Raw genomic sequence first — 24,399 nt, 5'->3', positions numbered from 1 at the left:
ATTGATAGCTTATATTGAAATTTGCATAGACTGATCGCCTTGCTCGATAATAAAATCTTTGGTTTCTTTTGTTGACTTTAGCTTTTTAAGGTTTTCTGGATTTACTAAATCTTTGGCTTCAAAATCGTTAATCTGTACTACTTTGGCTCCGATTTTCACTTGCTGTAAATATTTATTTTCATGATCTAAAATTCGTTTTACAAATAGGTTTTGGTTTTCATCAAAATCCAATTCTAAACCACTTAAATAAAAAGAAGAAAGCTTTTTGAAATTTTTATTGGGTTCCAGATACACCGTTTTATGCAAAAGATCGATTGTAAAATTGAAACGCTTGATTAAATCGATTCCGAGTGAGCCGTCGGCAAAAGCGGCCCAGTTTTTATTTTCTTCGTCATATTCCTGCAAAGCAATTGTTACGTTTGGAAAATTATTTCCGTTAATGGCAATATTCGGAATAGTACCGCCGACAATTTTGGTTTGTTTTCCTAAACTGTGATTGATCGAAGTATATTCTGTTTTTAAACTTGCTTCGAGATTATTTTTATGATTGAAAGGGCCGTAAGCAATCAGATCGTAGCCTGCGCCCGTATCAAAAGTAAAATTGCCTTCGACTGTTTTTTTATCTTCAAAAGTCAGATTCATTTTTACAACTGGAAGTCCCGATTTATAATCGAAAACAAAAGGTTTTGCTTTTCCCCAATAATTGAAATTTCCGAAATTGTACAAATCAATCGTCATCGTATCAAAATTGACCGAAGTGATAAAGTTTCGAAGCAGATTGGCACCAAAAAGTCCGTCGTAAACACCATGTTTTGGAAAAATAACCAATGCTTGATTTTTAAGAACCTGATCGCCAATATAGATCGTATTGTCTGCCGAATACTGCACTTGCTGAGTACCGCCGACAACACCTGCAGATTTTGTTTTAGTAACGACAACACCCGCTTTGTAAGCACTATCGGGATTTAAAGCCATACCGTCGGCACCAGTATCAAACTGCATTAAAAATTCACGATCCGATTTGTTCAGTTTTATTTTAATGGCAATTCCATTTTCGATAATTTCAAACGGAATGCTAGCAACTTCTTTCACTGCGGCATGTCGATCCACTTTATATAATCCATCAAAAAATGTTACGTACAAAATTTTATTTTCAGAATTGAAAACGAATTGAGTCGTTTTTTTTTCTTTTCCTTTAAAACAAAAATCGGCCAGAACAAAAGTTTCCTTTTTAATTTCGACAGATTTTCCAATTTGAATAGAATCCAGAACCGGAAAGGCGTTCATAATTCCGTTCAGATAAAATTCGTTTGACGAAGAATCTCCAACACCGACTGTAAATTCAGGTGCCAAAAGATTTTTTATACTGCTATAATTCTTTTGCTGAAAAGCTTGCTCAAATGTTTTTATACATTGGCGGACATTATTTTTCTGTCCGTAAAGGGAACAACAGAAAATCGTCAGTAACAAGACTGCTATTTTTTTCATTTGTAATTACTTTTGTAAAGTGTACGGATTGCTTGCTGCAGATTTTTCTACACCAAAATCTTTTAGCAGAATGCCTTCATATTTTGTCCATTCTTCTGTAGTATAAAGGGATTTCATTTCTTCTAAAAGCCTTTTAAAAGAAGCCAGATCTTTCGTTTTTTCAAACTCTTTTCTTTTGCTTCTCAAAATATTAAAAACATGAATATTTACACTTGAAGAACCGTAATCCTTATAAAGTTGCTGTGCATTTTTTAAATAAAAATCATCGTACTGGCGCCCAATTCTTAATCCTGAAATTATTACAAAAGGAACTTCTGCCATTAATGAAGGCTGTGCTTTTAGGTAAGCATCAACGGTTTCAAAAGGAACATTTCTTTTGTTTGCCATATACGCCTGCACATAAAAATCAGGATAATCTTTTTCGTTAATTGTGATGCTGTACTTTTTAAATTTTGCTTTCTCAGCCTGACTTTTTGCGTTTTGAAGCAAAGCTGTAAATTGCTCCACGCTTTGAAAACCGCCTGCAATATCAATTACCTTACCTTCAGCATTCATAAATAAGAAAGTTGGAAATCCAGTCACGCCATATTTCATGCACAATTTTTTTCCGATTTCTTCTTTCAAAATATCCGATTTAAAAGTGACAAAATCGGCATTTAAAAGCGCTGCCACCTTCGGATCTGGAAATACCTCTTTGTCCATTTGTGCGCACGGCATACAACCCGTAAAGTACAAGTCGACAAAAATTAATTTCTTCTCTGCAGCGGCTTGTTTTTTAACATTTTCCCAAGCAGAATCTGTTGATTGTGCTTGTGCTTTTAAGGCAATAGAAGGACAGGCAAGCAGCAAAACTGCACTTGCGATTTTAAAAAAACGTTTCATAAAATGTGGTTTTTAGCCAAATGAATTTTGAGAATTCATTCGGCTTTGATTTAACAATTTTTAATTATCTCGCTCGGTATGCAACATCAACAATTTTACACAAACCTGAATAACTATAATCAAGTACCAAATTTCCATTGACAGGAGGAACAGTAAATAATTCTAATTTTCCTGACGAGCCATTGTAGCTTCCAACAATTAATTTTTTATTGTACAATTTATTGGCTCTTGCATTGCAATCTAGAAAAGTGATTTCTTCACTGCCTTTGTCTAGCATTAATTTTGCAGACTGAGTTCCATTATCATACTCGTATAATTTTCCTCCAACTGCATAGAATAAGTAACCAGAATCTGGGCTTACAGCAAATTTTGTGGCTTTATCAAAATCTGGCGCATTCAAGATTTCTTTATAATAGGTCTGCGCCAAAGCTTTATTGAATCGCAATAAATGGTATTTACCTGTTGTAACATTCTTTAAAACTGCAAAATTTTCAAAAGAATTATATGCAGACGTTGTCATAAACACTAAATCGCAGTTGGTATTATTCCAATCTAAAACAGTTGTAGAGCCAGCAACTGGAGGCATTATAGAACAATTTCCTTTTACTACATTCATACGAACAAAGCGACGCAAATTTTTATCAAATAAAACTGGCGGACCTCCGTACCCTTGGTTATCGGCTATAAAGGGTGCCGCATAAAATGGTTTGGTTTCTGTATCCAAAATATTATTAGGCAAACCATATCTAACTTGCTGCACTTTTACATAGCTATACACATTTCCTTTACTATAAATAAGATTTTCCGCAGGACTAGCTGATTTCATAAAATCAACGCCAAAATTGGTATCAAAAGCACCGCCGACACTTTCGTAAGCAATATTTTGAGATTGCGTCCACGCAAAAGAATCAGGCTCTAATCTTGTTGTACCAGTTTCTGTAGAGGTAACATAAATTCCATAAGCAGTAGAAGTGGCAAGGGCTGATCCAAAACATTCTACATCCACAGCTTTACCGCTTAATTTTAGAGCTGAACCTGCAGCGTCTAAAACATCAGTAATAATACGTGTAGTCCCATTTGGTATTATAGAAACCATATCTAATCTTGCTTTACCATCAACATCACCAACGACTAGCCAACCTTCATAAATAGCCGAAACTACATTTAGCGTAAAATAATCCTGTTTCTTTGTAACTCCAGTAACTTTATCAGTAACTAAATATTCTGTTTGCCAAGTAACTCCAGTAACGTGATCTGTAATGAGGTAATAAATCTTGTACTGACCAGGTGACAATTTTATAAAATCATCAAAATCTTTTTTTGTCCCTATAACAGTTCTAGTTCCCTTTAATGCAACCCATTCAAATGTATAGCGATTAGGATCAGCCCCATCATCTTTAGTAGGATTCAAATTTGGAGATACTTTAAAACTTTCTCCAGTATAAACAGTATACTCATTTTCGATACCCGTTACATTTAAGGTATTAATATCAGTGTAATTGTAATTGCCTTCGTCGCTTACGCAGCTGCTCGCTAAGATCAATAGGAGCATCACAGCGTTAATAATTTGTATCTTTTTAATCATTTTAATATGTTTTATATGAAATGAATTTGATAATTTATGGAAGGAACATTTCTGTGCCATCTTCTTCGTAGATTATATTTCCAGATTTCTTCTGATCGGCTAAGTAACGTTTCATAAAATTTTGATAATATGTAACATCTGGAACCGTTAATCCAGGAGAACCCAATTTCTGGGCAAACATCTCTGGCTCTAAGTCCATGAGCTCACACATTAAAAAGAATTTTTTGGCAGTAAAAACACCCAAATAAGCGGCAAACCATCCAGGAGGCTGTGTTAATTTATCATCGAAAGTTATTTGAGTTCGAATAAAACTCATGGTCTTCCCTGTAATAGAATTCACCACTTTTGTCTGCATTTTTGTGGTAAACCATTCATTTTCTTCAAGATTTAAAACCAGTGTATATTGATTGGTTTTCATATCTGGAGTTCTAAAAAAAGTAACATCAACCGTGTCAACATGTTTTCCTGCATGAAGATAAATTTCTTTAGGAAGAGAAAAATGCGTTCCTTCAATCGCTGTACTTGACGGATCTACAGTAAGTTTTACTTTTCTGTCTACATCACTTAGGTTCCCTTGAACCCTAATTGGAATTTTGAAAATTCTTCCTGTAATAGCTGGCTTGTCTAAACTGAAACTAAAACCTGTACTATCGCGAACAGGCTCACTAATTCCGTTGGGAGCATATAAAGCATTAGAAAAATAAATGTTATCAGTATCTTGGTATGTTTCGATTTCTTCTTTCTCGCAAGATGTAAATCCTAAAAAAGAAACGAAGATTATACTTAAAATCAATATCTTATTCATATTTAATCTTTTAAATTATTGAAAGTTAATTTCAGAATCTGGTAAAGGCACTACATATTGAGTAGCATTCATCGTTAAGTTTCCTGATGCTGCAGAACCGTTTGGAATAGCTGTAGAGTTGAGTCTTTTGTAATAGAAAAACAACTGCCCTTCTCCGATAAATTCTTTTCGGTATTCTTTTGTAACTTCGGTTGCTAAAACCGCTGTTGCCGCTAAATTCCCAAGACCTCTGTTAAAGCGAAGCGTATTCAAGTAAGAAATTCCAGTTGCAGAAACTGTTGAAGTTTCGGCTGCGATTAAATACATTTCTGAAAGTTTGAACATTGGAATCTGCAAACGAAACACTTTAGTCTTCTCACTAACATCTTCATATTTAAAGAATGTTTTCTGAGTTTTTCCTCCAACAATTGGAATTTTCCAGCTTGGAAGACTTCTATAATCGTTATCATTCGATTCGAAAACTGCGTTGATTCTAGACAATAACGGAGAATATATTTTACGATCATCCAGACTAGAATCAAACAAATCTTTTTGTTTGGTATATAAAGTATAATCGCTTAAAGCAAAGAAGTTTTCTGAAGAAAAAATACGGTCAGGATTTGCTGAATTTGTCGCGTCTAGAAAAGCTGTCCAAGGAAAAAGTGTATTTGTATTTGTAAAATTGATTACTTCATTTGCAACAGCAGAAGCGCCTGTTTTATCTCCAGAATATAATAGAACACGTGCCTTTAAGCATTTTACTGCCAAATAATTCATTCTATTTCCTCTGTTTACAGAATAATACGGATTACCACCAAATGCTCCCGATCCTGTATACTTTCCTGTGATCAAAATAGGGTCATTTGCTAACAGAGCTAAAGCCTGATCAAGATCTGCAAGCACCTTTGCAATGACATCTTTTGCTGGAAGAATTGGATTATTTGTTGTGACATATCTATCATAGTAAGGTATTCCTGGATCAGTAGGAGCGACTTTGTAAATAGGACCATAAAGACGCAGCATATCAAAGTGAAGCATAGCACGAATCGCAATCGCTTCGCCTTTTAGCATATCCGCTTTTTCTGTGGAAATTACACCAGCATGTTCTTCTATGCTTTCCAGAAATTTATTAGCTGATAAAATGGTTGTAAATGCTGTTTCCCAAATACTTGTAAAAGTCGCTTTAGGTGTTTTTTCAGCATAGGCATATGTTGCCATAGTATATTTGTCATGATTTGACGGTATATTATACTGCTGCGCCAAAATCTCAACGGCATCCATAGTCAGCTGTTTACCATAAAGATTATTTGAAGCCAATTGCAGGTAAAGTCCATTGTGCACATTCTGAACTCCTGTTTCTGAACTGTACATCTGTGATTCTAAGATTTTATCCTGAGGCACCACATCTAGAAAATCACTACAGCCAACAGCTGCAAGAGATACTAGAAAAAGGAATGAAATTTTATATATATACTTTTTCATACTAATTAAAATGATAAGTTTAGATTAAGTGAATAAATTCTTGAAAAAGGATAATCGATGCCGCGTTCTGCTTTCATAGAAGACACTAGGAAAAATTCGTTTGCAATAGCATTAAATCCTAATCCTGTTAATCCTGCTCTTTTTAACCAAGCTCTATCGGTTACTCGATATCCTAAGCGAATAGATTCTCCTGCTATATAATCGTCTTTTTGAATAAAACGAGAAGAAATTGGAGTATTATTTGTCAAGCCAATAGCTTTAAACTGTGCTATTTGTCCTGGTGTTGTCCAACGATCTGTAAAAGCTCTTGCATCTTGATTATCAAAAATATTATCCTTCGAAATATTTTCTACTTTATTGTATAAGGCACTGTTAAATCTTTCTGCACCGAAACTGTATCGTACAAATAATCCGAAACTGAAACCTTTATAGGTCACGTTTGTCGAAACAACTCCAGTAGCAATTTCTCTTGAATTCCCCATTACCACCTCGTCTTTTTTATCTAATGTAAAAGTTGTTTGTCCATTTTTCTTCAAGAAGACCTCTCTTCCTGTTGCAGGATCAATTCCTAGTGAAGGAACAGCCCAAAGATCATTACTGCTTGCCCCATCATAAAAACGTGTAAGACTTGTTGTTTTTTGGGCCGCTTCATTCAGAGAAGAAAGAGCATTATTAAAACCTCCTAATTTATTGTCTCCCGAAGCTCCCATTATGCCAATACCCCAGATAAAATTCTTTTGGAGGTCATAAATAAAGTTGTAGCTCACTTTCCATTCTATCCCTTCTGTTGTTAAATAACCAATATTTAAAGGATATGAATTTACTCCTGTTGAAGCTGCCATGTCGATAGCCACAATTTGCGGAGAAGTTTTACGTCTGTAAGCACCCAATGTTGCAGTAAGTCGGTTTCTGAACATTCCTAAGTCTAATCCAACTGATAAGTCTTTGGTTTTTTGCGCTTCCAAATTAGGATTTGCCAATTGAGAAATGGCTAATCCAGGACCGAAAACATTAGTATTGATATCATAAGTATAAACATCAAAAGAAGCAAAACCAACTAAATTCTGATTTCCTGTCTGTCCAATATTTCCTCGAAGTTTTAAAATATTCACAATGTTTTCGTTCATTTTGAATTCATTGTTGATATTCCATCCAAAACCTACACCCCAGTATGGAGAATATTTTTTATTAGTTCCAAAGTTGGTTGCTCCCGAAATGGTCTGTGTAAAATCAAACAAATATTTTCTGTCGTAAGCATAGTTGATCTGATTGGTTAAATCAACGCTTCGAATTAACTCGGTATATACTTTAGGTTTTCCATTTGGCTCGTAACCAAAAGCAAAGGCAGGATTACCTCCAACACCCAATGGAAATCCTCTTAGAGTCGTACCAAAAGCATTGTTTCTCGTTTCTAATGCAGAAGCTCTAATAGTGTAATTAAATGAATGGACATTATTAAAAACATTAGAATATGTAGCGCCAAGATTAGCGTTCCATTTATCAGTAATTGCCTCATTTTTAAAGTACGATCCTTTTTCTGTTGCAATATCTTTAATATATCTAGTGTCATCTGGCGATACAAAAACAGTTGAAATCGTGCTATTTCTAGACACCGATAAAGCTCCTGTTGCTTTAATATGAGAACTTACGTCATAATTGATAGCAAAGTTATTGGTAAAATTGAAGACGTTTGATTTATCATAACTTCCTAAGAAAACATTGTAAAGCGGATTAGGAGCCTGATTTACCACAATATCTTTTGCTTCCAATGGTAATGAAGAACCATCCAAATAACGTGTAATAATTCCATCTTCATTATATTTTGGATAATACGGACTTGCTTTTGCCCAAGTTTCAAAAGAGCCATACGGCGATTCTTGATTATCTCCTCCAGAAACAAAAAAGTTATCATTTATGCTCAATTTATTTTTTCTGTAAGTTAAAGAAGCATTGTACCCCCATGTATTATGCTCAGTCCCTTTCATAGTTCCTGTAAGCTTTTTATAATTTCCAGCGATATTGAATCGGAATTCATCACTTCCACCACCAAAATTCAAACTATGTCCTGAGGTGATTCCCATTTGGATTGGCTCATTTAACCAGTAGGTGTTGATTCCGCTGCGCACACCTGCCAAACGTCTTTGATATTCTTTTTGTACTTTAAAGTCAAATTCAGAAGCAGTATTAGAAGTGGTATATACTCCCGAAAGCCTTTCGAATTCTAGCTTTTGTTCTGCATTCATTAAATGATAAACACTTAAATCTGCTAATTCGTAAGATGAATTATAAACATAATTAAATTGCAATTTTCCTGGCAAAGGTTTATTGGTTTCGATAACCACAACTCCATTTGCAGAACGAGAACCATATAATGCAGTCGAAGCCGCATCTTTCAATAAAGTAATGCTGGCAATTCTATTAATATCTAAATCAACAACCTGCTGTAAAGTAGTTGGAAATCCATCCAAGATAAACAACGGCTGGTTTGGGTCGTCTCTAAATTGGCTATCAACCTGATTGGCTGTTAAACTCGTCTGCCCTCTCACCTCTATTGTTGGCAGAATATTTGGATTTGAACCTGCAATATTATTATTCACAACAATAAAAGAAGGATCTAATGATTTTAGCGCCTGAACTGCATTTTGTGTCGAGATCTGCCTTAATTCTTCTCCTTTAAAAATAGTTACAGCGCCCGTAATTAATTCTTTTTTACGCACTGTAACCCCAGTATTTACTACAACTCCTTCAAGTTCTTTTCTTTCTTCAAGCAGTTTAATATTAATCGTTTTTCTTTTATTAACTTCAATGATTTGAGCGCGATGTCCTATATACGTAAATAAAATCTGTCCGTCTTCTGGAGCCATGATTGTATATTTTCCATCGAAATCGGTTTGTGCTGTGACATTGCTGCCTTTTACTTTAATATTTACTCCTGGTATCGGTTCGCCTTTTTCGTTGGTTACTGTACCTTTAATTTCAATATCTTTTGCTTCAATGATATAAACCTTCTCTAGTTTTCGGTTTTCTTTGATAACAATGGTATTGCCGTTTGCGAAACTAAAGCCAAAATCATTACCTGTAAAAGTGGCTGCCAGTAAATCATTTACTTTAATTTTTCCTTTTTTTAAATGTACTTTAGGCAATTTTTTAAATGAATCTTCCTGATAAATAAAAGTATAGTTGGTCTGTTTTTTTATGATGTCAAAAACTTCGTCAACAGATACTGTTTTATCAGCTGTAATTACAACTTTCGTGTTTTGTGAAAATAGATTTACGGGAGAAAAACCAAAAATTGTAGTACAAAACAAGAAGATAAAAGTTCTCATAATGTTAATAATTAGCCGCTTTCTAAAATAGAAATAGGCACTGGTTAATTTAAATTTCATAAATTTACATGTTAATTGGTTGGTTGGTTGTTAAAACTGATTAATGGATTAATACACAGAAAGGGATAAAGCGCAGTACGGTGAGAGGTCTAAACTTTAATCCCTTTTCTTTTTATTTGATTATAATCTTATTGTCTTTTTTCTCATAGGCATTAATAAAATTAATATTCTTGATCGTTGTTAATATATCTTCTAGTTTCTGATCTTTATTTAAAACCCCATTAAACTTAACATTGCCAAGCGCAGGATCTGCAAACACGATATCCACATCGTACCATCTTGACAATACTTTTGCAATATCTTTTAGCGGCATTCCTTTAAAAACAAACAAACCTTTTCTCCAAGAAATTTCATTATAAACATCAACCTCAGAAACGGCAATATTTCCGTTGTACTCCGTTATTTTAGACTGTTCGTTTGGAGTTAAAATCTGTTTTTTGGCAGCATTGCTAACAGCAACAACTCCTTTTACCAGAGTGGTATAAATGGCAGGTTCGTCTCGGTAAGCTTTAATATTAAATTCGGTTCCGATAACTTCAACATTTTGTTCTTGGGTTTTAACTTTAAATCTTGAACCTTTATGTTTGGTGCTTGGCGATACTTCAAAATAAGCTTCTCCGTAAACCAGTTCCACTTGCCTAATTTCGCCATCTGTAAAAGCAACTGGATATTTTAATTGCGATTCCGAATTCAGCCAAACTTTGGTGCTGTCTGCTAATTGTACAAAAAACTGACCTCCTCTCGGAATTGTTAAAAGGTTATTGGCAATAGCTGCTGTTTTATTATTCGAATTGTAAAACAGTTTTTCTCCGTTGCTAGAAGCGTTTCCTTTGGTATACGATTTTCCTTTTTCCAATTCAATTACAGAACCGTCTTCTAAAGTCAGCGTGGCTTTGTCGCTTCCAATTAAAATTTCTTTGTGTGCCACTTGCGGCGTTTCAATCTTAAGCGGATTAGTTTTATTAATTATTAATGAAATTGAAATCAGTAATAATAATGAAGCTGCCATTGCTCCTAGTTTAAAAGCCGTTTTGGTATAAAATGGCTGCATTGGCAACACTTTCGTTTCTTGAGACTGAATGGCATTTTGAAGACGAGTTCTCATTTTAAATTCCAATTCTTCTTTAGAACCTAAGTTTTCGTCCCAATCTTTGTCTGTCTGGAAACTTTCGTAAAAATTCAATAATTTATTATTCTCCTCGAGATTCGTATCACCGGAAAGATATCTATTTAGTAACAGTAAGAAATCCTCTTTTTTCATTTTTTATTGTATTATTTCGGGAGTATATAAGGTAAGTAACCAAAAAGGAATGTTCCCCCTAGTCCAAATGGTAATTTTTTTTGATTTTTTTTGAAAAGCAATTAAAAAAGAAGAAAAAACCAAACATCATCAACCCCTTCACTGTATTTTATTTTTGCTAAAAGATATTTTTTGAAAGCCATAAAATCATCGCCATGCTCATACTTTCGCCCATAGAAGATCGAATGGTATGCAGCGCTTTTGTAATATGATTTTCGACAGTTTTGGTAGAAATATTAAGTCGTTCGGCAATTTCTTTATGACTCAGCTGTTCTTCACGGCTTAATTTATAAACGGCCTGACATTTTTCTGGAAGCGATTCAATAATTAAATTCAGCTGTTGCACCAATTCGTCGTGCATAAGCTGCGTTTCTGGGGTTGTAGCTAAAAAACGTTTTTCTAAATCGTCAAAAAGCTCCACATGAACTTTGTCTTTGTTTTTTCTTAAATGATTAAAAACCTGATATCTTGCACAAGCATACATATATCCTTTCAGCGAAATATGAATTTCGATTTTTTCGCGATTGTGCCAAATGTTCATGAAAATATCCTGAATAATATCTTCGCACAATTCTTTGTCTTTAATCACATTGTAAGCCGACATAAAAAGTGCCTGCCAAAATTTATTATACAATTCTGTCAATGCCGATTCATCGCCGTCGCGAAGACGATCGATTAAAACTTGATCCTGATTTAAGATGGAATTTGGCAATGATGGTTTTTTAAAGAATTGAATAATTCGCAACAAACTTAATAAATTCCGTTAATAATCCTAATTTGCTCTAATCATCAGAGTTTTATAATTAGCATTAATCTTAATTTTAAATAGCAAAAAGATTTAAACAAAATCTAATTTTAATCCAACAATCTGCTCTATTTTTAAACATAAGCAAGAATCACAATTAAAATAAAATGAATTTTTCAAAATACAAAACCCAAAATCCTGTTAAGTTAAAATTGTATTTTTATTAAATTTCAAAAAAATGACGTAGCCAATTTCTTTAAATCTAAAAGAGAATTTTCAACACTTATTTTTTTAACTCAAAAATTCTTAAATAAAAAAATCTACCATAGAAATTTCTACAACAGATTTTATACGCCAGAAATAACAATACCAATTTGATAGTGCCCTTTTTATAATTATTTGTATTTTTGGACTAGCAGATTACATTTATTCCTAAAATAAAAACAGTCCAGATGCTTCGACCTTGGCCTTTAGAAATTCAGCTAGATAAAAAATCAGACAAAGCCATTTACCTGCAAATTGCCGACGCGGTAATTGATGCTATAAAAACTGGAAAACTGGTTAGCGGAAATGCTTTGCCAGGAAGCAGACAGCTTGCCGACTTACTCAAAGTAAACCGAAATACTGTTGTAGAAGCTTTGGATGTTTTAAATGCCGAAGGCTGGCTCGTAACCATCGACAGAAAAGGCACTTTTGTAACAGAATCGCTTCCGCAGATTAATCATTCATTAGAAAATATAAAAGACGAAAAAGTTATATCTGAAGAATCTAAAAGTTTTTTGGTTTTTGATGACGGACTTCCAGATAGTCGTCTCGCTCCAATGAATGATCTGGCAAGGGCTTACCGCGAATTGTTTAGCCGAAAATCCCGCTGGCAGATTATGGGTTACAGCAGCGAATTGGGAAATTTGGAGTTTAGAAAATCGATTACTCAAATGCTGAATTTTAAACGCGGCATGAGTATTTCTCACGATCAAATCTGCATTACACGCGGAAGCCAGATGGCTATGTATCTTGCTTCGCATTGCATTCTGAAAACTGGCGATTTTGTCTTAGTCGAAAATCCTGGCTACAAACCTGCGTGGGAAGCTTTTGAAAATGCCGGCGCAACTCTACTTCCTGTAAATGTAGAACATGACGGACTGGATATTGATCAAGTCGAAAAATACTTGCAGCATAAAAACATAAAAGCGATTTATGTTACACCGCATCATCAATTTCCGACGACGGTTACGCTATCTTTAAAAAAGAGATTAAAATTGATCGAACTTTCTAACCAATATCATTTTACGATTATTGAAGACGATTATGATAATGAATTTCATTTCGGACAGCGGCCCATACTTCCTATTTCGAGTTATTCGGCTTTAAAAAACTATATTTATATTGGCACTTTCAGTAAAATCGTTGCTCCTGCTCTTCGTATTGGTTATTTAGCCAGTTCACATGAAATTATTCAGAAAATCGGGAATCATCGAAAAATCATCGATGTTCAGGGCGATAATATTATGGAAGAAGCGATTTTAAACCTCATCAATGAAGGCAAAATAAAGCGTCATCTTAAAAAAGCTAGTTTGGTTTACAAAAGCAAAAGAGATTATTTCGAAAGTATTTTAAACCAGTATCTTCAAGACAAAATCACGTTCACAAAACCTGAAGGCGGATTGGCTTTTTGGATTGTTCCAAATAAACCAATCAATGTTCTTGATGTTTTCGAAAAACTAAAATCGCAAGGCATTCAAATCATGAATCCGAATAGATTTAGTTTTGATGAAACGATCAAAGGTTTCCGTTTAGGGTATGCCTCTCTTTCAGAAAAACAAATGGAAGAAGGAATTAAAGCACTTTCTAAATTGCTTTAAAATTAAACTCGGATTTAACAGATTTGCTATCGCAATCCCGATAGTTATCGGGAGCGGAAAAAAACTGATTTTAAAATCAGCGTTAATCAGCGTTTTCGCGATAGCGAATCTGTGTTAATCAGCGTTCAATTAAACTAATTACAGTTTTCCATTTCAATAATAGAAAAACCATTTGCCCGAATCTGATTTTCAACTTCGATCGGTGCTTTATCGATGTGGCAGAAACGGCATTCTTTTGAAGACAAATCCTGTCCTTCTTGCGCCACACTTTTCAAGTATTTTTTACCATAATCATATACTTGTTCTGCATTAACATTTTCGTCAACCAAAATATCAAAATGCATAATTTTTCCGTCTTTGCGGGTTACATAAGTATCCCAAACTGCTACTTTCATTTTTTTTCTTTTTTAAGGTTCTAAGCTGCTAAGGCGCTAAGTCGCTAAGGATATCTCTCGCAGATTTTGCAGATTCGGCAGATTTTTTTATTTGTAAATCTGCGCAAATCTTTACACGTTTAGTAATCTGCTTTATCTGCTAAATCTGCGAGAAAACATTTTTACTCATTTTTTACAGCAAAATGTTTTCGAAGATTTATGCAAAACATACACTGATCAATATCTCAGAAACTTAGCATCTTAGAAGTCTCATTTTACTCTGCAAATTTATGCTGGTTTTGAATGTGCGGAATCATCCAGTTTTTTCATTTTTTGAGCGGTACTGGTCCAGTACTATTTTATAGTTTAGATTTAATTTTGTGATATGGAAAATGAGATTATTTTTAATTTGAATCAGGTTCATCAGCGTATTGAAGAGGCCTGTAAAATTTCAGGAAGAAATCCTGCTGATGTTCAGCTTTTATTGGCGACCAAAACAGTTCCGGCAGAAAAAATAAGAATCGCAATTGAAGCGGGCGAAACTTTAATGGGCGAAAATAAAATGCAGGAATTGCGGGATAAAAATGATGTTTTGAAAAATCTTTCTGTCGAACGCCATTTTATTGGACATCTCCAAACTAATAAAGTAAAAGATGTCTTAAAATACGTTTCTTGCATTCAGTCTCTGGACAGAATAAATCTGGCAGATGAATTACATAAACAGCTGCAAAGCCAAAACAGAAAATTGGATGTTTTTGTGCAAGTTAATACCTCGTATGAAGAAAGCAAATTTGGACTAGCACCAGAAGAAGTTCTTTCGTTCATTAAAAAAATAAAGACATACGACACTTTAAATATTAAAGGTTTAATGACTATTGGACTTTTGGATGTTGAAAAAGAAAAAATGATTCCGTCTCTACGACTTTTAAGAACAATTCGAGATGAAATTTATGCAGAAGAAATCGAGGGTTTATCCAGTTTAAAATTGTCTATGGGAATGTCTCAGGATTTGGAGCTCGCCATTGCAGAAGGTTCTAATATCGTTAGAATCGGTACATCTATTTTCGGGAATCGATTTTTAGGGAAAGAGATTTGGAATGAGAATATTGTGGAATGAAATTGAGTTATTATTCTGGGACGATTTTTTTTATTAATATCAACCCCGCTGGGGTTGTAGATGACGGTGATTTTAATTTTCTATAAATATGTAATCCCTCTGGGATTTATTAATGAGGAAGATAATTCAATTGGATTTAAACAGCAAATCCAAATTTTGAAAAAAATTAAAACAACTAAAGAATATCCCGAAGGGATTACATATTTATAGAAAAAAAATCCCATACTAGAATAATAACTCCAGCGGAGTTAAATATTTATAGAAAATTCAAAATCCCCTCTATCAACAACCCCAGTGGGGTTGCACCTATTGACATCAACAATTAAAAAAATAAAAAATTACTTTTGCAAAAAAATAAAAGCAGATGAACCTGAATGATCTTACTGTAATCGATAATGAAAAAATTGCTTTAGACGATTTGTTTTTTAGTGACGAAAACAAAGGCGCTTTATTTCAAATCATTAAAGAACATCAATATATTGACGAATTAAAAAAATACAATCTGAAGGTTGACAACAAGATTTTACTGCACGGAAGTTCTGGCTGCGGTAAAACGACAACGGCAAAAGCGATTGCCAATACTTTAAACAAAAAAATTATTATTGTAAACCTCAGCACGGTTGTCGATTCTCGAATTGGCGAAACTTCGAAAAATTTAAAAGCGATTTTTGATAAAGCCATTCTTGAAAGAGCCGTTTTATTTTTAGATGAATTTGATCAGATCGGAAAAAGCCGTGACATTGACGACAAAGATGTGGGCGAAATGAGACGTTTGGTTAACACTATCATTCAGCTTTTTGATTACTTTCCTTCTGACAGTTTATTAATCTGTGCCACCAATCATTACGAAATAATAGATAGTGTTTTATTGCGAAGATTTCAGCTTCGTTTGAAATATGACATGCCTTCAAAAGAACAGCTGGATATTTATTACAATAAAATTTTAAGCACCTTTCCAGAGCATTTTCAAAACATAGAAAGGAAATATTCGATTTCTTATGCCGAAGCTTTGGACTATACCAATACTACAATGAAAAGGCAGATTATTGCAACTTTAGAATCTAAGTAGCCTCCTTAAAAATATTCCTTAGGAATATATCATTGGTAAAACAGAAAACCCGCTGTACAATACAGCGGGTTTTCATTTGGCGGAGTTTTTATATAGAATGAATAGTGTACTAAATTATAATCCTCTTGTTAGCCATCCTCTTTTGTTGGCTGTTACTAGAGCATAAGGCGCAATCCAGAATAAACTGAAAGTATAGAAAAAACTATAAGTGTACGCCCAGAAAGATTCTGTCGATTTATATCTTTTTGCATAAAATAGCATCGAGAATGTTGACATAATCAGAATTCCAAAAAATGTAGAAGTCAAGAATAATATCGGGTGAACTGCAATAAAATAGATCATGAATATTAAAAATGGATACGTCATTGCGATTCTAAAGAACTGATTTAAAAACAGCATTCTTGCTCCAAATTTTGATTCTTTTCTAAAGTTGGTGAACACAAATTTTCCCATTGCCAGATTTTCACGAACATTACTTCTCGCCCATCTGATAAACATTTTGTACAGCCCTTTATATTCTTCAGGAACATTGGTTAAAACCACTGCATTTCTTTGAAATTTCACTTCCAATCCTTGTTTCAAGATCATATTAGTCATCGCACGGTCTTCTCCAATATCTGATGGCTGTCCCATAAAAGTTTGGTTGATCCATTCTGGAAGACAGTTAAAAACTGCATCTCTTCTGTAAGCTGCAAGTGCACCAGGAGTACATAAAACAGATCCTAACTCGCTTTCTGCAGAACGCTGAAATTCAAAACTCATTACAAAACTTACATTCAGCATTTTTGGCAAAATAGCGGTTTTGTTATTTAGAACCTGAACGTTTCCTGCAACGGCACCACATTTTTTGTTTACCACAAACGGACTTACCAAGTTTCTTAAAGTATCTTTTTTCACAATAGAATCACTATCTACCGTTACAAAGATTTCTCCTGTACCCAATTTAAATCCTCTGTATAAAGCGTGACGTTTTCCAGCATTTTTAGGTTGTTGAAAGATCGTTACTCTATCTCCCAATTTTGCTTTTGCTTCTTGCATCCAGTACCAAGTATCGTCTTTACTTCCATCGTCAATTGCCAAAAGCTGTAATTTTTCAGCTGGATAATCGCTGTCTGCAAGACTTAATAAAGTGTCCCAAACTAGTTTTCCTTCATTGTAAGCTGGCACAATGATCGTACAAGTTGGCAACAAATCGTCTGAAACAGATGGAATTGCTTTATATCTTAAATACAAGAAAGAACTGTAAAGAAAAACTCCTGCTTGATAAAAGAATAAAATAGTAGCAATAATCAAAAATGGAAATCCTAATGTAGATTCGATTCTTTCCATTTGAAATTGTTCGAAATCATCTTGCAATTGAATCGTAAAATAAGTTCCTACCAACATCAATATAAATGTTCCGATTAAGACAGTAGAGCCTAATAGACTGTTTGGTCTTTTTACGTGTATTTTTTGCGCTTTTTCATTGGTTCTAAAAAAAGAACCGTTTAATGTTTTTTTGCTGATTGCTGAACTGCCGTTCGCATAAAATTGTTCTGAGATAATTGTTTCGCTTTCCATGCTTATACTCCTTTTTTAATTTCCTTAATTTGGCTTTTAGTAAAATCTTTTTCCTTTCAAAAAACGGACACATAAAAGATTTGACATAAACACAATTTGCAAGCGGCATGCCAATACGATTTTAAACTGGTATAGAGCCATTTAAGAAAATCAAGACCAAAAAGAGTGTGTAATTATTTTACACTTTCTGGATACGGTATACACAAAAATCGAAGAATTTGGAATCGAAGAAGTCAGATTTCAGAAGGGTTTGGAGTATTTTTTATTTCGCTTGAAAAAGAAATTCTGAATCTCAAAAAGCAAGTTTTATAAAAAATTATAAGAACTAATGAAACGCTATTTTTATAATAAAATTGCATCAGAAAAAGAAAGCAGCTTTATTTTGTATTTTTTTTTATCTTTTAAAAAACATTCTTCACAAAAAAGCTAGAAGTTTTAGCGAAAAAAAGTTAAATTTATCGAAACAAACTTAACCCTAAACTTAAGGAGAATACAAAATGACTAAAGAGCATTATTATCTTTTATTGGCTGATGACGACGAAGATGACTGCCTTTTCTTTAAAGAAGCTCTCGATGAGATAACTGTCGGCACAACTTTGTCAATGGTACACGACGGAGTGCAGCTGATGAATCATTTAAAAAATACTATTTCAAATCTTCCAGATGTTCTTTTTTTGGATTTAAATATGCCTCTAAAAAATGGCTTGGAATGTCTGGCCGAAATAAAAGCTGACGAAAACTTAAAAAACTTGCCTATCATTATTTTTTCTACTTCGTTAGATGGCGAAATAGTAAACAAATTATACCAAAAAGGCGCTTCTTTTTATATTAGAAAACCAGGTGAATTTGCTAAACTCAAAACTGTTATAGAAAAAGCGCTCACCATTGCATCCGAAAATAATTTCAAACAGCCCGAAAGAGCCAATTTCATTCTGCAACCTTAATCTTCTTTGGAAATGAACCGCAAAAAAAAGGAACATTATTTTCTTTCCCAAGAAGGAGAAATGGGGAATTTAATTCGTTCTGCAGATTGGAGCAAAACTACTTTGGGCGATCCCGAAAATTGGCCTCAGAGTTTAAAAACCATGACGGCAATGATGCTTGGCAATCCGTTTGGAATGTACATTGCTTGGGGAGAAAATTATACGCAGCTGTATAATGATGCTTTTCGCCCCATTCTTGGCGCTTCTAAACATCCTCATGCCTTGGGGATAAGTTCAAGGGAAACATTTGCAGAAATCTGGGATACGATAGGACCTATGTTTGCAGATGTCATGAAAGGAAATGCGGTAAGTTTTCCTGATTTCAAAGTTTCGCTTCATCGAAATGGCTATACAGAAGATTGTTTTTTTGATTTTTCGTACAGTCCCATAAAAATAGAAGATGGTTCTGTTGGAGGAATTCTGGTGACTGTTATCGAAAATACAGAGAAAAGAATTGTTGCAGATGCTTTGCAGGAAAGTAATGCAAGATTTATTAATAACATTATGCAGGCGCCTGTGGCAATGTGCATTTTTAGAGGAGAAAATCATGTTGTTGAAATAGCCAACGAACAAATGCTGGAGCTCTGGGGAACAAAAGCTGAAAATGTAATTAATAAGCCTATTTTTGAAGTTCTGCCAGAATTGAAAAAACAAGGTTTCAGCGAAATTCTTCAAAACGTTTTTAGAGACGGAAAAAAGATTACTACAGACGAATTATTTGTCGAATTAAGCCGAAACGGACAAACCGAAAATACTTATATCAATTTTGTTTACGAAGCGCTGAGAGAAAAAGACGGTACTATTTCTGGCGTAGCGGCAATTGCTACAGAAGTTACCGCTCAGGTTTTGGCTCGATCAAAAGTAGAAGAAAGCGAACAAAAAATAAGACAGCTGGTTGAAAATGCCCCTTTTCCAATTGCGGTTTATGTTGGGAAAGAAATGCGTATTGAACTGGCGAATGATTCCATAATTAAAGTTTGGGGAAAGGGCCCAGACGTAATCGGAAAAACATACACCGAAATTCTTCCGGAACTAAAGGACGAACCTATTTTTAAACAGGTCGAAACAGTATACGAAACAGGACAATCTTTTCATTCTAAAAATACAAGGATTGATCTTGTAGTAGACAATGTTTTAAAAACTTCTTATTTCAATTACAGTTTTACGCCTTTATACGACCTCAACGGTAAAATTTACGGCGTAATGAACACTGCTGTCGATATTACCGATTTATCTTTAGCCAAACAAAAAATTGAAGAAAGCGACAAGCGATTTCGAGATACGGTAAGGCAAGCTCCTGTAGGAATTACGATTCTCCGTGGGCAGGAATATGTGGTAGAAATGGCCAACGAAGCTTATCTAAAACTTGTCGATCGAGAAGAAAAGACTTTTGTCGGAAGGCCTTTATATGATTCGCTTCCTGAGGTGAAAGAAACTGTTAGCACGTTATTAGATGAAGTTTTAAATACTGGCATTCCTTTTCATGGAATCGAAGTTCCTGTTCCTTTAAACCGATACGGAAAAATAGAGATTTCGTATTTCGATTTTCTATATCATCCCTTAAAAGAAGAAAACGGGACTATTTCGGGCATTTTGGTAACCGTTACCGAAGTAAGTGAAAAAGTAGAAGCCCGCAAGAAAATCGAATTGAATGAAGATCGTCTTAAAATAGTGGTTGAAGCCAGTGAATTGGGAACTTGGGAACTCAATGTAAAAACACGGGAACCAATCTATTCGCAAAGATATCTTGAGATTGTGGGTGGTTACAAAGAAGATCTTCAGCTCACACACGATCAACTTTTAGCACATTTGCATCCTGATGATATGCCTATTCGAAATAGAGCTTTTAAAGATGCTCTAGAAAAAGGCTTTCTAAATTATGAAGCTAGAGTTATCTGGTTGGACAAATCTGTACATTGGGTTGAAGGAAAAGGCAAGCTTTTTTATGATGAAAACAATGAGCCTCAAAAGCTTATCGGAACGATTAGAGATATAACTGAAGAGAAAAAATACCAGCAGAAAATAGAAGATAGCGAAAGGAAACTGCGAAATCTTATCATGCAGTCGCCTGTTCCAAAAGCCATTTTACGCGGAACTGATTTTGTCGTCGAAATGGCCAATTTTGTGCTTTTGAATAATATTTGGAAGAAAGAAGAGTCGGAAGTTCAAGGAAAAAAACTATTAGACATATTTCCAGAACTCAGCAAACAAAAATATGCTGAATTACTACAAACAGTGTACGAATCTGGAAATGTATATGCAGAATCTGAATCGCTGCTTTTTATTGCTAATGAAAAGACGGGCAGTCAGTTTTATGTTGATTTTGAATTTGCACCGCTCCGCGAAAGCGATAATTCGATCTCTGGAATTCGAATGACATTGATTGATGTGACCGAAAAAGTCGAAGCCAGAAAAAAAATCGAAGAAAGCGAGAAAAGATTCCGCTCGCTTACCGAAAGTATTCCGCAATTAATTTGGGAAACTGATGCTGAAGGAAAAGCGCTTTTTACCTCTGGAAAATGGCTCGAATATACCGGAATTGAGCCTGGAATAGAAGATTCTTGGCAAAAAATGATTCATCCAGACGATTTTGACGAAAATGTAAAAATCTGGCAACATGCTCTGAAAACGGGAGAAATGTACCGCTGCGATGTAAGAATGCGTAGAAAAGATGGTTCTTACAGATGGCACACCGTTATTGGCGAACCCGTTTTTGGGCTTAACAATAAAATTATAAAATGGGTTGGCGCTTTTACCGACATTCATACCGAAAAAGCCTTTACTCATGAACTTGAACAACAGGTTACAGCCAGAACAAGAGAATTAATCCAGATAAACGAATCGCTTCGAAAAAGTGAAGAACGCTACCATTTAATGGTTGAAGAAGTTCAAGAATACTCCATTCTATATCTGAATCCAAATGGAATTGTAGAGAATTGGAATGTTGGAGCAGAAAAAATTAAAGGTTATAAAGCAGAAGAAATTATCGGAAAATATTTTGCCATTTTTTACACCGAAGAAGATCAAAAAGCCAAACTGCCAGAGAAACTTTTGCAACTGGCAAGAGAAAAAGGAAAAGTAATTCACGAAGGCTGGCGTGCGCGCAAAGATGGAATTTTATTCTGGGCAAGTGTGGTTATTACGGCTGTTCATAATAAAAAAGGAGAAGTAATTGGTTTTTCTAAAGTTACACATGACTTAACGGAAAGAAAAAAAGCCGACGATAAACTCAAAATGAATGCACTAGAATTAGAGCAGAAAAATAATGAACTGGAAGAAATGAACAAAGAACTTCAGTCATTTGCTTATATTTCGAGTCATGATTTACAGGAACCACTTCGAAAAATACAGACTTTTGCTTCTCAGATTATCGAAAAAGAATCTGAAAATTTATCTGAAAATGGGATGGATAAATTTAAACGAATGCAGAATGCCGCTCAGCGAATGCAGACTTTAATAAACGATTTATTGGCTTATTCGAGAACAAACATTCAGGAACGCATTTTTATAAAAACAGATCTAGCCCAGATTATTGGCGAGGTAAAAGAAGATTTAACCGAAGAACTGGAACAAAAAAGTGCTGTAATTAAAATCGAAAAGAATTCTGAAGTGGATATTATTCCGTTTCAGTTCAAGCAATTGCTTTATAATTTGATTAGCAATTCGTTAAAATTCTCAAATCCTGAAATTCCAATTGTTATTAAAATCACAAGCGAAATTGCGTTGGGCAAAGATTTAGCAGAAGAAAAACTGATTCCGGCTAAAAAATACTGTCACGTTAAAGTTTCTGATAACGGAATTGGTTTTGAAGCACAGTACAACAAAAAAATATTCGAAGTTTTTCAGCGCCTGCACGGCCGGGACCGCTATAATGGCACCGGAATCGGACTGGCCATTGTCAAAAAAATTGTAGAAAACCATAACGGAATCATTACTGCTTCTGGACTTCAGAACGAAGGTGCTTCTTTTGATATTTACATTCCTGTAAAATAAATCAATTAAATAAAAAACAAAAAAAAACGGAAACTACTTAATTGGAGTTTCCGTTTTTCCATTTCAAACGAATTGAAATTTTCTCAAAACAATTTTTTATCTGCTGTAAACAGTAATTATTCCAGTTGTTTTGTCTTTAATTTTAAGTTCTTTGTTAGTAAGATTCATAATATCACTTGTTGAACTTACTCCACCAATTGTAAGCGTAAGGTCATTATGAGATCTTACATAAGTCCCTGTAGTTTCTGTCAAAGCGCACTCAGTACCATTATAATCACCTACAACTGCCGCATTACTTAATCTAAGATCTAGGTAATCTCCTGGACAACCAGCTTGATTCTGTGGAGCATCAACTAAAACTTCTTGTCCATTAACAATTGTTCCTGTTTGTCTCAAATTATATTTCCCCTGAATTGGTACAATTGTTTCTCCTTCATTATCGTCGCTACTACAAGAGGTAACGAACATTCCCGCGCTTAAGGCTAATACGAATAATAAACTTTTATTTCTCATGATTTGTTTGTTTTTTATTAATTTAATTCAATACTGCTAAATTAAATGTATATACTTACAAAAAATTTCATGATTTTAGGAATATCTTACATAAATCGCATTTTAAGAAAATTTCGTTTTTTTATAGTTATTTACATTTTGGTCTGTTTGCGAGGTATTTATCAATCATACGCTTGGTTATTGGCTTTAAGAATATATTGTTATTTTCGGGATAAGGAGCAAATCGATCATAACATTCTATCGTGTTGCCAACTTTAATATACCAAACTTTCGCTCTGCCATTATTATCAAAAAACTCAGTTGTATCACATACTTCAATTTTTTTCAAATCAAAATATCTTGCATCATAATAAGTATCACAATAACCTTCATCAGATTTTTCTAATTTTTCGTAATGATCGTTCGTCCATTGCATACAATCTTTTTGTGACATGCTTAAGTAAATGATCAATCCTAATATTGTGAGAAAAGCTATAATTATCGAATATTTTTTAAATCCAGATTTTCCCCCAATATTCCCTCCTCTTTTGACGGGAGGTGAAACATCTACTATACCTGTAGGAATTGTTTCCCAATTCTGATTTTCATCTTGTTCTATTTCTTCATTTTTATCTTTCTCTGATTCTTCATTATTTATATCAAGAAAATTTTCATTTACTACCTCGTCAACTAAAGCGCCTGAAAAAAAATTACTCTTATGGTGTTCAGTGTCTCTTAACTCTTCTATTAATTTCTGATTTTCTGGATCAATTTCTTTTCTAAACTTATTAAAAGGTCTAGGTTGAAAATCCACTAAAATTGCTGCCATATCAACAACATCAATTTTATCTGGATCAGTTTCTCCTTTGAAAAATTTTTCTACTGGTCTAAATAGATCAGCCTCTTTTTTAAACTTATTTTTTGAATTAATATCAAAAGAAAGTCCAAGCAAGGAATTAAAGACATTCAAATCATTTGAATGCATATCGTTATTCGTGAATTTTTCCCAACACAACTTATTGAGTTTCCCTCTTGTTGGAGAATTCAAGAAAAAAAAATCATCACCGTTTTTTACTACTTCATATTTTTCTTTAACAGCTTTTTTATATAAATCTTCCAAAGTATTGTTATGCATAGGCTCCATTTTTTTGGGATTTTAAGGATTTATAGGGAATAATAGGGATTTTACAAAACTAACTCGGACATCCCGGAATTCCGTATCAACACAGGCTCAAAACGGTTGTTACTTTGCCTCAACAAAATTAGTTATCGCTTTGATCTGCAGATTAAAAACAAA

17 protein-coding genes are annotated in these 24,399 nt (G+C 34.2%); 5 read left to right on the top strand and 12 right to left on the bottom strand.

Annotation, left to right across the window (positions count from 1 at the left end):
• Positions 1-9: 9 nt before the first annotated feature.
• The 8 genes from ACWA1F_RS19200 to ACWA1F_RS19165 form a co-directional block, all read right to left on the bottom strand.
• Positions 10-1,488, bottom strand: a complete 1,479-nt coding sequence (locus ACWA1F_RS19200; RefSeq protein WP_456896021.1) for a retropepsin-like aspartic protease — start codon at positions 1,486-1,488, stop codon at positions 10-12.
• A gap of 6 nt (positions 1,489-1,494) precedes the next feature.
• Positions 1,495-2,370: a thioredoxin family protein gene (locus ACWA1F_RS19195; RefSeq protein WP_456896019.1), complete on the bottom strand. Its 876-nt coding sequence runs from the start codon at positions 2,368-2,370 to the stop codon at positions 1,495-1,497.
• A gap of 64 nt (positions 2,371-2,434) precedes the next feature.
• Positions 2,435-3,955 carry a PKD-like family lipoprotein gene (locus tag ACWA1F_RS19190; protein WP_456896017.1) on the bottom strand — a complete coding sequence of 507 codons (1,521 nt, stop codon included), beginning with the start codon at positions 3,953-3,955 and terminating at the stop codon, positions 2,435-2,437.
• A 34-nt stretch (positions 3,956-3,989) separates the two neighbouring features.
• Positions 3,990-4,760 (bottom strand): DUF4843 domain-containing protein, encoded by a 771-nt coding sequence (locus tag ACWA1F_RS19185; RefSeq protein WP_456896015.1) that lies wholly within the window; start codon positions 4,758-4,760, stop codon positions 3,990-3,992.
• A gap of 15 nt (positions 4,761-4,775) precedes the next feature.
• The gene (locus ACWA1F_RS19180) at positions 4,776-6,221 is read right to left on the bottom strand and encodes a RagB/SusD family nutrient uptake outer membrane protein (RefSeq protein ID WP_456896013.1); all 1,446 of its coding nucleotides are present in this window, start codon (positions 6,219-6,221) and stop codon (positions 4,776-4,778) included.
• A gap of 5 nt (positions 6,222-6,226) precedes the next feature.
• A complete protein-coding gene (locus tag ACWA1F_RS19175; RefSeq protein WP_456896011.1) occupies positions 6,227-9,547 on the bottom strand; it encodes a SusC/RagA family TonB-linked outer membrane protein in 3,321 nt (1,106 codons plus the stop codon).
• 172 nt (positions 9,548-9,719) lie between these two features.
• Positions 9,720-10,868 carry a FecR family protein gene (locus ACWA1F_RS19170; RefSeq protein WP_456896009.1) on the bottom strand — a complete coding sequence of 383 codons (1,149 nt, stop codon included), beginning with the start codon at positions 10,866-10,868 and terminating at the stop codon, positions 9,720-9,722.
• A gap of 157 nt (positions 10,869-11,025) precedes the next feature.
• Positions 11,026-11,619: an RNA polymerase sigma factor gene (locus ACWA1F_RS19165; RefSeq protein WP_456896007.1), complete on the bottom strand. Its 594-nt coding sequence runs from the start codon at positions 11,617-11,619 to the stop codon at positions 11,026-11,028.
• A 485-nt stretch (positions 11,620-12,104) separates the two neighbouring features.
• Between ACWA1F_RS19165 and pdxR the strand changes: the two genes are divergently transcribed.
• A complete protein-coding gene (gene pdxR, locus ACWA1F_RS19160; protein ID WP_456896005.1) occupies positions 12,105-13,514 on the top strand; it encodes a MocR-like pyridoxine biosynthesis transcription factor PdxR in 1,410 nt (469 codons plus the stop codon).
• A gap of 134 nt (positions 13,515-13,648) precedes the next feature.
• On the opposite strand, the gene ACWA1F_RS19155 is transcribed toward pdxR, so the two are convergent.
• Complete coding sequence (locus ACWA1F_RS19155; RefSeq protein WP_456896003.1) at positions 13,649-13,909, bottom strand: DUF2024 family protein; 261 nt, start codon at positions 13,907-13,909, stop codon at positions 13,649-13,651.
• Positions 13,910-14,273: 364 nt separating this feature from the next.
• Between ACWA1F_RS19155 and ACWA1F_RS19150 the strand changes: the two genes are divergently transcribed.
• Together ACWA1F_RS19150 and ACWA1F_RS19145 are read left to right on the top strand one after the other, a co-directional pair.
• Positions 14,274-15,005: a YggS family pyridoxal phosphate-dependent enzyme gene (locus ACWA1F_RS19150; protein ID WP_456896001.1), complete on the top strand. Its 732-nt coding sequence runs from the start codon at positions 14,274-14,276 to the stop codon at positions 15,003-15,005.
• 364 nt (positions 15,006-15,369) lie between these two features.
• Positions 15,370-16,074 carry an AAA family ATPase gene (locus ACWA1F_RS19145; protein WP_456895999.1) on the top strand — a complete coding sequence of 235 codons (705 nt, stop codon included), beginning with the start codon at positions 15,370-15,372 and terminating at the stop codon, positions 16,072-16,074.
• Positions 16,075-16,188: 114 nt separating this feature from the next.
• Here the strand turns inward: ACWA1F_RS19145 and ACWA1F_RS19140 are convergent, their stop codons facing one another.
• Complete coding sequence (locus ACWA1F_RS19140; RefSeq protein ID WP_306155982.1) at positions 16,189-17,634, bottom strand: glycosyltransferase family 2 protein; 1,446 nt, start codon at positions 17,632-17,634, stop codon at positions 16,189-16,191.
• Between the two features lie 497 nt (positions 17,635-18,131).
• Here ACWA1F_RS19140 and ACWA1F_RS19135 point away from each other — a divergent pair, with 497 nt between their 5' ends.
• Together ACWA1F_RS19135 and ACWA1F_RS19130 are read left to right on the top strand one after the other, a co-directional pair.
• Positions 18,132-18,578, top strand: a complete 447-nt coding sequence (locus ACWA1F_RS19135; RefSeq protein ID WP_306155983.1) for a response regulator — start codon at positions 18,132-18,134, stop codon at positions 18,576-18,578.
• A 12-nt stretch (positions 18,579-18,590) separates the two neighbouring features.
• Positions 18,591-22,610, top strand: a complete 4,020-nt coding sequence (locus ACWA1F_RS19130) for a PAS domain S-box protein (protein WP_456895996.1) — start codon at positions 18,591-18,593, stop codon at positions 22,608-22,610.
• Positions 22,611-22,706: 96 nt separating this feature from the next.
• Here ACWA1F_RS19130 and ACWA1F_RS19125 read toward each other — a convergent pair whose 3' ends face one another.
• Together ACWA1F_RS19125 and ACWA1F_RS19120 are read right to left on the bottom strand one after the other, a co-directional pair.
• Positions 22,707-23,123 carry a lipocalin family protein gene (locus tag ACWA1F_RS19125; RefSeq protein ID WP_456895994.1) on the bottom strand — a complete coding sequence of 139 codons (417 nt, stop codon included), beginning with the start codon at positions 23,121-23,123 and terminating at the stop codon, positions 22,707-22,709.
• Positions 23,124-23,250: 127 nt separating this feature from the next.
• The gene (locus tag ACWA1F_RS19120; RefSeq protein WP_456895992.1) at positions 23,251-24,237 is read right to left on the bottom strand and encodes a hypothetical protein; all 987 of its coding nucleotides are present in this window, start codon (positions 24,235-24,237) and stop codon (positions 23,251-23,253) included.
• Positions 24,238-24,399 lie beyond the last annotated feature (162 nt).

The sequence above is a fragment of the Flavobacterium erigeronis genome, from assembly GCF_054075165.1.
This window is presented reverse-complemented; position numbering and strand designations above follow the sequence as displayed.

Coding starts and splice junctions, on each gene's coding strand:
- ACWA1F_RS19155 (WP_456896003.1), bottom strand. CDS start 13,909: ATGAAAGTAGCAGTTTGGGATACTTATGTAACCCGCAAAGACGGAAAA.
- ACWA1F_RS19200 (WP_456896021.1), bottom strand. CDS start 1,488: ATGAAAAAAATAGCAGTCTTGTTACTGACGATTTTCTGTTGTTCCCTT.
- ACWA1F_RS19145 (WP_456895999.1), top strand. CDS start 15,370: ATGAACCTGAATGATCTTACTGTAATCGATAATGAAAAAATTGCTTTA.
- ACWA1F_RS19190 (WP_456896017.1), bottom strand. CDS start 3,955: ATGATTAAAAAGATACAAATTATTAACGCTGTGATGCTCCTATTGATC.
- ACWA1F_RS19130 (WP_456895996.1), top strand. CDS start 18,591: ATGAACCGCAAAAAAAAGGAACATTATTTTCTTTCCCAAGAAGGAGAA.
- ACWA1F_RS19170 (WP_456896009.1), bottom strand. CDS start 10,868: ATGAAAAAAGAGGATTTCTTACTGTTACTAAATAGATATCTTTCCGGT.
- ACWA1F_RS19135 (WP_306155983.1), top strand. CDS start 18,132: ATGACTAAAGAGCATTATTATCTTTTATTGGCTGATGACGACGAAGAT.
- ACWA1F_RS19195 (WP_456896019.1), bottom strand. CDS start 2,370: ATGAAACGTTTTTTTAAAATCGCAAGTGCAGTTTTGCTGCTTGCCTGT.
- ACWA1F_RS19140 (WP_306155982.1), bottom strand. CDS start 17,634: ATGGAAAGCGAAACAATTATCTCAGAACAATTTTATGCGAACGGCAGT.
- ACWA1F_RS19120 (WP_456895992.1), bottom strand. CDS start 24,237: ATGCATAACAATACTTTGGAAGATTTATATAAAAAAGCTGTTAAAGAA.
- ACWA1F_RS19125 (WP_456895994.1), bottom strand. CDS start 23,123: ATGAGAAATAAAAGTTTATTATTCGTATTAGCCTTAAGCGCGGGAATG.
- ACWA1F_RS19180 (WP_456896013.1), bottom strand. CDS start 6,221: ATGAAAAAGTATATATATAAAATTTCATTCCTTTTTCTAGTATCTCTT.
- ACWA1F_RS19175 (WP_456896011.1), bottom strand. CDS start 9,547: ATGAGAACTTTTATCTTCTTGTTTTGTACTACAATTTTTGGTTTTTCT.
- ACWA1F_RS19185 (WP_456896015.1), bottom strand. CDS start 4,760: ATGAATAAGATATTGATTTTAAGTATAATCTTCGTTTCTTTTTTAGGA.
- ACWA1F_RS19150 (WP_456896001.1), top strand. CDS start 14,274: ATGGAAAATGAGATTATTTTTAATTTGAATCAGGTTCATCAGCGTATT.
- pdxR (WP_456896005.1), top strand. CDS start 12,105: ATGCTTCGACCTTGGCCTTTAGAAATTCAGCTAGATAAAAAATCAGAC.